Origin of the sequence: Actinophytocola sp., assembly GCF_050699935.1 — a bacterium.
Lineage (GTDB): Bacteria > Actinomycetota > Actinomycetes > Mycobacteriales > Pseudonocardiaceae > Actinophytocola.
Genome location: NZ_JBOHGB010000222.1, coordinates 1 through 8515, shown reverse-complemented (window position 1 = coordinate 8515; position 8515 = coordinate 1). Strand labels below are relative to the sequence as shown.

The following is an 8515-nucleotide window of genomic DNA, read 5'->3' as shown; positions in this document are numbered from 1 at the left end:
GCCGCCGCCCCTCGAGCTGCACCGCGCGGACGCCGGGCCTCGTGGTGACCGCCCACCGCCGACGGCTGAGCTGCCGCGCCTCGAACCGGCCGAGTCGACGGGCTCGCGGCTGAGCCCGGTGCGGCGCCCCGATCCGGCGCCGGAGCCCGCGCCGGAGCCCGCCGGGGCGGCCGCCGCGTTCGCGCAGGAGCGACCGCCGGAGGAGCCCGGGGACAAGCCGGACGACCAGCCGCAGTCCGCGCTGCGCATCGAGACGCCGACCAACTCCCGGCCGTCGCCGCGCCGCCGGCCGAAGTCGAAGGACGCGACGCGGCCACGGCTGCTGCCGGCGAGCAAGGACAGCCACGCCGCGGCGTTCGGGGACGACATCCTCAACACCCAGGAGCGCAACCTCCTGCGCGAGCTGCAGGACGAGCTGGCCCGGCGCGAGCAGCAGGACAAGGGCAGCACGTCGTCGTCCACGTGGTCGGGCCGGCACGGCAGGCCGGGCGTCGACTCCGCCCGCGCGTCCGGCGCACCCACGATGATCAACGGCGTGCCGCCGCACCCGGACGGGCGTGGCTAGCCGGTGACCTGCTCGGTCGCGCGAGTGGCCGTGTCGGTGACCTTGTCTGTGACCGCGCGCAGCAGGCGCTGGAGGTGCAGGCCGCGGCGGATGTCGCACGGGTGCTCGACGCGGCCCTCGCGCACCATCGCGAGGAAGGCGTCCAGCAGCGCGGCATAGCGTGCCCGTGCGTCGCCGCTCGCGTCGAACTCGCGGTAGCCGTGCACGCCGAACACGGCGAAGTCGTTGATCGGCGGGTCGGCGGGCGTGTGCATGGTGAGGGTCGCGGTGCTGGTCGCGCCGCCGGTGTGCTCGAGCAGGACGTGCCACACGGCGCCGGCCTCGGCGAGGTGTGCGGCGAGCACCTCGGTGATCGGCCCGAGCGCGGCGTCGAGCAGATCGAACACATGCGGGCCGATGTCGGCGAGCGCGCCGCCGTCGTGGCGCCAGCGGGAGAACTCGTACTTGGTGTCGAGGAGCGTCGCGGACATCCACCGGGCCGCGCCGCCGTGCCAGCCGCCGGTCCGCCGGACGTCCGCGAGCCAGTCGATCGTCTCGTCGCCGTAGCGGAAGGTGAGCACCATCAGCGTGGCGACGCCGTGGCGCTCGGCGGCGGCGACGAGTTGCTCGGCCTCCTCGACGGTGCCGGCCAGCGGCTTCTCGAGGACGAGATGCTTGCCGGCCTCGATGGCCCGCAGCGCGAGCGGTGCCTGCACGGCCGGTGGCACGGCGAAGGTCACGGCGTCGACCGTGGCGAGCAGGTCGTCGAAGTCCTCGACCGGCGTGGCGCCGGTGAGCGCGGCGACCTCGGCCGCGGCGTCCGGGCGGCGGGCCCACACCGAGACGAGCTCGGTCCCGGGGTGCTCGGCGATGCCCGGGCCGTGCACCCGGCGCGCCCAGGGGCCCGCGCCGACCAGTCCCATTCGCAGCCGTGTGTGGTTCATGGTCACATCCTGCCGGTTCCGGCGGTGGTTCTGCGTAGGCTCGGCGTGTGCGTGAGCTGCCGAAGGAACTGGTGCTACCGGAGGGCTTCGTCCCGCCCGAGGTCCCGGACCCGCCGGCGACGCCCAAGGACGCGGCGACCGTCATGCTCGTGCGCGACGGCGACGCCGGCCTCGAGGTGTTCCTGCAGCGCCGGGTGACGGGCATGGCGTTCGCGGGCGGCATGACCGTGTTCCCGGGCGGCGGCGTCGACCGGCGCGACGCGGACACGTCCCTGGCCTGGCACGGCCCGCCGCCGACGTGGTGGGCGTCCCGTTTCGCCTGCGACGTCGGCCTGGCGCGGGCGCTGGTGTGCGCGGCCGCGCGCGAGACGTTCGAGGAGTCGGGCGTGCTGCTGGCCGGGCCGTCGGAGGAGTCGGTGGTGTCGGACGTCCGGCCCTACGCCGAGGCCCGGGCGCAGCTGGTGAACCGCGAGCTGTCGCTGGCGGGCTTCCTGGCCGAGGCCGGGCTAGTGCTTCGGGCGGACCTGTTGCGCCCGTGGGCGAACTGGGTGACGCCGGAGGAGGAGAAGCGCCGCTTCGACACGAGGTTCTTCCTCGCCCGGGTGCCGGCCGGGCAGCGTCCGGACGGCGCGACGTCGGAGGCGGCGGACACCAGGTGGGGGCTGCCGGCCGAGACGCTCGACGAGTGGAAGGTGGGCCGGGTGGGCCTGCTGCCGCCCACCTGGACGACGCTGGCGGAGCTGGAGGACTGCCGGTCGGTCGACGACGCGATGTCGCGGGAGCGCACGATCGAGAAGCTGATGCCACGGGTCACCCGTGACGGCGACATGCTGCGCATCGTCCTGCCCGGCGACCCCGGCTACGAGACGGCGTCATCCCACCTGTCCCCGGGCGAGCCGGCATGACACCCCTGGTGTCAACCTCAAGATCGGATCAGGTCGGGGGCCTCGTACCCGCGTCTCAGGGGTACGTGAGGCAAGCCGGCCACGGGTGTGTGACCGGGCGGAACTTTCCGTCCTTCACCGGAATCAGCACGTTGAGTTCCGGGGAGGTGGAAGTGCCAGATCAGGTCGGGGGTCTCGTACCCGCGTCTCAGGGGTACGTGAGGCAAGCCGGCCACGGGTGTGTGACCGGGCGGAGCTTTCTGTCCTTCACCGGAATCAGCACGTTGAATTCGGGGGAGGCGGAACGGTCTCGTCAGGTCGGGGATCTCGTACCCGCATCTCAGGGGACCGTGACGCAACCCAGCCACAAGTACGTGACCAAGCGGAACGTTCGGCCCTTCAACGGAACCAGCACATCGAATTCCGGGGAGGCGGACTAGTCATGACCGCCCATCCCGCGTACGGCGAGCTGCGGCCGGTGACGCCCGTGGCGTCGGTCGTGCTCGAGCGCAACCCGGGCTCGATGACCCTGGAGGGCACGAACACCTGGCTGCTGCGCGCGCCGGACTCGGCGTCGGTGGTGGTGGTCGACCCGGGCCACGAGGATGAGCCGCACCTGGCGACGGTGGCCGAGACCGCGCCGGTCGAGCTGATCGTGCTCACCCACCGCCACCCGGACCACGCGGAGGGTGCCCCGTGGCTGGCCGACCGCACCGGGGCCGCGGTCCGCGCCTTCGACCCCGTGCTGTGCCGGGCGGCCCCACCCCTGTCCGACGACGAGCGGTTCGCCGTCGCGGGCCTGGACTTCCACGTGCTGCACACGCCGGGCCACACCGACGACTCGGTGTGCCTGCGGGCGACTCACGACGGTGCGGCCGCGATGCTGACCGGTGACTCGGTGCTGGGCCGGGGCACGACGGTGATCTCCGACCTGGGCCCGTACCTGACGTCCCTGCGCCGGCTGATCGAGGAGCGGCCGGGAACCGTGGCGCTGCCCGGCCACGGCCCCGAGCTCCCCGACGTGGCGAGTATCGCGGGCGAATACCTGGCACACCGCGAGGAACGGCTGGACCAGGTCCGCGCCGCGCTGGCCCGGCTGGGCGAGGACGCCGCGCCGCGACAGATCGTGGAGCTCGTGTACGCGGACGTGGACCGGTCGCTGTGGGCGCCGGCCGAATGGTCGGTCCGGGCCCAGCTGGACTACCTCCGCGGCGGCTGACGAGCGCAGCGGCCCGCGGCCGCTCAGTGTTTCGGCGGCAGCATGGGCATCACCACGTATCGCAGTCCGAGCTCGTCCTCCTCGACCGAGCTGAACACGGTCGCCCGCATGCCCGGCTGGATCTCCACCCGCACCCGCCGCCCGCCGAACGCGCGCGCGGCGTCGGCGAGGAACCGGGCCTGGTAGGACTGCGGCGTCCGCCCACCGTCCACAGTGGCCTTGACCGACTCCTCCGCCTCGCCGGCCCGCTGGTCCGCGCCGCGCAGCCGGACCTCCCCGTCGCCCACCTCGAGCAGCAGCACACCGCGTGCGTCGGTGTAGAGCCCGACCCGGCGGACCGCACCGGCCAGCGCGTCCGCGTCGACCTCCACTCGAGTGTCCACATCGGACACAGGCACCTTCGACTCGTGCAGGAAGCTGCCGTCGAGCACCGCCGTCGTGGCGACCGCGGACGCGCCGGCCCGCGACCACGTCAGCCCGAACCGGTCGCGGTCCGCGTGCAGCGTCACCGGCCCGTCGACCTGCTTCGCGAGCTCGGTCAGCAGGCCGGCGGGCACGAGCGCGTCGAGCGGCGGCGCGGACGGCCGCCAGGCCGGCGTTGCCAAGGCCATCTGGTACCGGTCGGTGGCCAGCAGCACCAGCCGGTCGCCCTCGGACCGGATGCGCACGCCGGTGAACATCGGCAGCGCCTCGTCGCGGGACGCGGCCGCGGCCACCGTGGCGAGCGCCGAGGAGAACAGCGCGCCGTCGACCGTGCCCACGGCCGGCGGCGGCGCCGCGACACCCGGATGCACGTCGACGTCCAGCAGCGGCAGGGCGTAGCGCGCGCCGGGGGAGCGGATGGCGAGCTTCGACCCCTCCACCACCAGCCGAACCTCGGGCTGCTCCAGCGCCCGCAGCGTGTCGGCGAGCGGCTTGGCCGGCACCAGCACTCGGCCCTCGGTGTGCACCACGGCCGGCCGCCGCAGCCGGGCCGCGCGCTCCCGGTCGTTGGCCGCGAGCGCGACGCCCTCGCCGTCGGCGCCGAGCAGCAGGCCGGACAGCACCGGGTCGATGAGCCTGCCCGGCACGAGCCGGACGAGAGCCGACGCGGCGGAGGCCAGCTCGGTGGTGGTGACGGTGAGGTCGAGGTTCATGGCGCCAAGCTAGCGGCGCCCACCGACAAAACGCGACCGCAGACTCAGCGGGCCGCGACCGCCACCGGATCGGGCGCCGGCGCATAGGTCGTGACCGTCGCCCGGCGCGCCCACACCAGCGTCGCGATCAGCAGCCCGGACACGCTCGCTGCGAGGAACGACACGGGCACGCCGACGTGCTCCACGAGGTAGCCGCTGGCCGACTGCCCGGCCGCCAGGCCGAGCGTCACCGCCGTGACGACCCAGCCGAACGCCTCGGTCGCCGTCCCGTGCGGGGCCACCAGCTCGATGGCCGTCGAGTGGGCGGTGGACTGGGGTGTGATGAACACGCCGGCCACCAGCAGGCCGACCGCCAGCGCCGCGAGGCTCGTCAGCAGCGACAGCGGCGCGATCAGCAGGGCGAACGCGCCGAGCAGCGCCGGCAGCCGCAGCCGCATCTCGCGTGGCCACGGGCGGGTGGCGTACCACAGGCCGAACACGACCGAGCTGAGCGACCACACCGCGAGCAGCAGCCCGCCGAGCGGTGCGTGCCCCGCCTTCGTGGCCGCCGCCGGCACCGCGACCTCGACGAACCCGACGGTCACGCCGAAGCCGAGCGCGGCGAGCGCGACCGTGCGCATGCCGGGGCTCGCCAGCGCGCCGAGCAGGTCGCGCGCCTCGCGGTCGGGCCGCACGGCGCGAACCGCTTTGCTGTAGGCGAACCCGATGCCGCCGACGGCCATGCACGCCGCGCCCACGACGACGCCGGTGCCCGCCCATGGCGCCGCGACGAGCAGACCCGCGAGCGCCGGGCCGAGGATGAAGAAGACCTCCAGGCTGATCGCCTCGTACGCGTAGGCCGCGTGGCGCAGCGGGCCGGCCGGGACCAGGTGCGCCCACAGCGCCCGTGAGGCCGAGCCGACCATGGGCTCGGTGAGCCCGACCACGGCGCCGAGCAAGACGATCACGGCGGTCGACTGCCCGCTCTCGACGGCGATCAGCACCCCGACCACGGCTACGACGAACAGCCCCACCGTGGCCACCAGCGGTCCGGTCGGCCCGCGGCGGTCCATGATCCGGCCCTGGATGACGGCGCCGACCGCGACGCCCACCAGCGACCCGGCCGACACCAGGCCGGCGATCGCGAAGGAGCCGGTCTCGCGTTGCACGTAGAGCAGCAGGGAGAGGCCAATCATCGCGATGGGCATGCGGGCGAGCAGGGACATGAGCGCGGGCACGCCCGCGCCGGGCGTGGTCAGCGCGGCACGGTAGTCGGCGAGGCGAGCAGAGTGGGACACGCGTACCAGTATGCAAGGTTTGGTACGCGCGTACCAGTTATTGTTCTTTCGTTATGTGTACGCCGAGCGTGATGCCTCGACCTCGGTACCGAGTGGTAAGTCTCGGTTCAGTAACGGTGAGCCGAAATCCGGGCGACTCGCACAACGGACGGGTACGTCAGAGAGTCCTGTCAGTGAAGTCGAGTAGGTTCTTCCCGCGCGCGGGGTAACGATCGGCGTGCGCGAGACGTTGAAACCACGAAAGCTCCCTCCGGCGATCTTGGGTCGGGGCCTAACGTCCGGAGGGCGGGGAGCGTGGACCGTCGGGGGATGGTGCACGCAAAGCAAGAAGCCGGTGCGCCGCGTCGGGGGCGGCGCCCGGCTTCTTCTTCGTGAGACGGCTCAGCGCGCCCGGCGTGCCAGCCGCTCCGGGTCCAGGATCAGCACGCTCTTGCCCTCGAGCCGCAGCCAGCCGCGGTGGGCGAAGTCGGCCAGTGCCTTGTTGACGGTCTCCCGGGAGGCGCCGACGTACTGGGCGATCTCCTCCTGGGTGAGGTCGTGCATGACGCGCAGCAGCCCGGCCTCCTGGCTGCCGAACCGCTGGGCGAACTGCAGCAGTGCCTTCGCGACGCGGCCCGGCACGTCGGTGAAGATCAGGTCGGCCAGCATGCCGTTGGTCCGGCGCAGCCTGCGGGCCACGACCCGCAGCAGTTGCTCGGCGATCTCGGGCCGGGTCGCGATCCACTGGCGCAACGCCGGGCGGTCCATCGTGCGCGCGACCACCTCGGTGACCGTCGTGGCCGTCGAGGTGCGCGGGCCCGGATCGAAGATCGACAACTCGCCGAACATGTCGGCGGGCCCGAAGATCCCCAGCAGGTTCTCCCGGCCGTCCGGCGACTTCCGGCCGAGCTTCACCTTGCCCGACTGGATGATGTAGAGGCGATCGCCGGGCTCGCCCTCCGCGAAGATCACGTGCCCGCGCGGAAACTCGACGGACTCCAACGTCTGGGCCAGTGCTTCGGCCGCGGCCGGTTCCACGCCCTGGAAGATGCCGGCCCTGGCAAGGGTCTCGTCCACCTTCGTCCCTCCCGATCAGACTCGAGCCGGCGCCGCCGACCCAGGATCCGAGGCACCAGCGCCCCTGATCACCATGAGTGTAGGGCGTATGCAGTGGATCATTGCGCAGGGCCGCACCGCAGGTCGAGCCGGTACAGCGCCGCGGGCGAGAGCGTACTCCGCGGTAGGAGTCAGACGCGGACCTTGGCGCGGCGAGCCTTGGGCCGACCCCGGCGGCGCAGCCGGAACATCTCCAGCGCGCGCCCGATGCCGTGCCCGTACAGCGCCCTGACCTCGTCCGGTCGCGCGTTCTCGAGCAGCTCCTCGACCTCGTCCTCCTGGACGGCGACATGCCGCAGCCGCGCCTCTACCCGCTCCATGAACAGGGCGAAGAACATGACCACGAAGGGCACTGCGAACACGAACCAGACAGTCATGGTGTCGTCGATCCTCGCTCAGGTCGGTGCGGCCGGCTCGGACGTGGGCCCGCCGGGCGTGTCCGCGGGCACCTGTCCAAGGAGACGTCCGGGGCGGGGTTGAGGTTCAGTTGGGGCCCGTAGGCTAGCGGTGTGCCGCCAGCCACCCGTCAACTACCCCGCAGTGGCGCCGGGAAAACCGCGCCCGCCCCGAGCACCGCGCTGGTGCGCCGCGCGCGCCGGATGACCCGTACGCTCGCCGAGGCCTTTCCGGACGCGCACTGCGAACTGGACTTCACGAACCCGCTCGAGCTCGCCGTCGCCACGATCCTGTCCGCGCAGAGCACCGACGTACGGGTCAACCTGACCACGCCGGCCCTGTTCGCGCGCTACCGCACGGCCGCGGACTACGCGGGCGCCGACCGCACCGAGCTCGAGGAGCTGATCCGGTCGACCGGCTTCTACCGGAACAAGACCACGTCGCTGATCGGCCTCGGCACCGCGCTCGTCGAGCGGTTCGGCGGCGAGGTGCCGAACAAGCTGGCGGACCTCGTCACGCTGCCCGGCATCGGCCGCAAGACCGCGAACGTCATCCTCGGCAACGCGTTCGGCATCCCGGGGATCACGGTCGACACGCACTTCGGCCGGCTCGTGCGCCGCTTCGGGTGGACCGGGGAGCAGGACCCCGTCAAGGTCGAGCACGCGGTCGGCGCGCTGATCCCCAAGAGGGACTGGACGATGCTGTCCCACTGGGTGATCTTTCACGGGCGCCGGGTGTGCCACGCCCGCAAGCCGGCGTGCGGCGCCTGCGTGCTGGCGAAGGACTGCCCGGCCTTCGGCGCCGGCCCGACCGAGTTCGAGCTCGCCGCGAAGCTCGTGAAGGGCGACGAGGCCGAGCACCTCATCGATCTCGCAGAGCGCACTCGCAACGGGTACCGGCCCGGCCGGGGCGGCGCGGCGTGACGAGTCCGGCACGATGGTCGATCGCCGGGCTCGTCCTGGTGGTGGCCGCCGTGCTCGCGATCTGGCCGCGCGGCCAGGAGCCGGCGCCGCCGGACTC

Annotated in this window: 8 protein-coding genes and 1 pseudogene; 4 read left to right on the top strand and 5 right to left on the bottom strand. The window is 73.1% G+C overall.

Annotated features, from left to right (window positions below; genetic code table 11):
- Nucleotides 1–565, top strand: a pseudogene (locus ACRDTB_RS36155) (hypothetical protein); the annotation flags it as partial.
- On the opposite strand, the gene ACRDTB_RS36150 reads toward ACRDTB_RS36155, so the two are convergent.
- A complete protein-coding gene (locus ACRDTB_RS36150; protein WP_431436757.1) occupies nt 562–1488 on the bottom strand; it encodes a Gfo/Idh/MocA family protein in 927 nt (308 codons plus the stop codon). The pseudogene ACRDTB_RS36155 and the gene ACRDTB_RS36150 sit on opposite strands and share 4 nt — an antisense overlap.
- 56 nt (nt 1489–1544) lie before the next feature.
- Here ACRDTB_RS36150 and ACRDTB_RS36145 point away from each other — a divergent pair, with 56 nt between their 5' ends.
- A complete protein-coding gene (locus ACRDTB_RS36145) occupies nt 1545–2393 on the top strand; it encodes an NUDIX hydrolase (RefSeq protein WP_431436759.1) in 849 nt (282 codons plus the stop codon).
- 421 nt (nt 2394–2814) lie between these two features.
- Nucleotides 2815–3591, top strand: coding sequence for an MBL fold metallo-hydrolase (locus ACRDTB_RS36140; RefSeq protein WP_431436756.1), 777 nt, complete (start codon nt 2815–2817; stop codon nt 3589–3591).
- 23 nt (nt 3592–3614) lie between these two features.
- Here ACRDTB_RS36140 and dnaN read toward each other — a convergent pair whose 3' ends face one another.
- From dnaN to ACRDTB_RS36120, 4 genes are all read right to left on the bottom strand, one after another.
- Nucleotides 3615–4727 (bottom strand): DNA polymerase III subunit beta, encoded by a 1113-nt coding sequence (gene dnaN / locus ACRDTB_RS36135; protein ID WP_431436755.1) that lies wholly within the window; start codon nt 4725–4727, stop codon nt 3615–3617.
- A 44-nt stretch (nt 4728–4771) separates the two neighbouring features.
- Entirely contained in the window at nt 4772–6004 is a 1233-nt protein-coding gene (locus ACRDTB_RS36130) for an MFS transporter (protein ID WP_431436754.1), read from the bottom strand.
- Nucleotides 6005–6385: 381 nt separating this feature from the next.
- A complete protein-coding gene (locus ACRDTB_RS36125; RefSeq protein ID WP_431436753.1) occupies nt 6386–7060 on the bottom strand; it encodes a Crp/Fnr family transcriptional regulator in 675 nt (224 codons plus the stop codon).
- 170 nt (nt 7061–7230) lie between these two features.
- On the bottom strand, nt 7231–7476 hold the full coding sequence (locus ACRDTB_RS36120; protein ID WP_431436752.1) for a hypothetical protein: 246 nt from the start codon (nt 7474–7476) through the stop codon (nt 7231–7233).
- Between the two features lie 222 nt (nt 7477–7698).
- Here ACRDTB_RS36120 and nth point away from each other — a divergent pair, with 222 nt between their 5' ends.
- Nucleotides 7699–8418: an endonuclease III gene (gene nth, locus ACRDTB_RS36115; RefSeq protein WP_431436758.1), complete on the top strand. Its 720-nt coding sequence runs from the start codon at nt 7699–7701 to the stop codon at nt 8416–8418.
- The last annotated feature ends 97 nt before the right edge of the window (nt 8419–8515 follow it).